This window comes from Neisseria sp. P0009.S007, from assembly GCF_051962515.1.
In genome coordinates, this window is the sequence record NZ_JBQCVF010000927.1 from 1 (window position 1) to 399 (window position 399).

Annotated in this window: 1 protein-coding gene; it reads right to left on the reverse strand. The window is 29.3% G+C overall.

Translation table 11 applies throughout. From position 1 onward, the window contains the following. Positions 1-84 precede the first annotated feature (84 nt). Positions 85-282, reverse strand: coding sequence for a hypothetical protein (locus ACTHS3_RS17150; RefSeq protein ID WP_070734683.1), 198 nt, complete (start codon positions 280-282; stop codon positions 85-87). Positions 283-399: the final 117 nt, after the last annotated feature.

Consider the following 399-nt stretch of genomic DNA (forward strand, 5'->3'; position numbering starts at 1 on the left):
GTACATATTGTCCATAGGAATTTCCTTTCAAATAAAAAATACTGCGAAAACGCAAGGCATTTAATATAAGAAAGGAAATTCTATTTAAGTAAAAATAAATACAAGGGCCATAAAAGCAATACCGCAGAGCCACATTACAATTTCAAAAGGATCCTTTTGAAGAATTACATAATTACCATCATTATGATTACGGTATTGTCTATTCTGCTGACGTTTATTAGATGATGGTCTATCCACATATTTATAAGCATGAGGATTTCGTCTTTTTTGTCTATTACTCATGATTTATCCTTTTCAAAACTTTTTTCTTCTTATTCAATAAATTGTACAAATGCACATACAAAAGCAAAAGTGTATATACGCGCGAATACTCAACTATTTTATGTAAATAAGTACGTT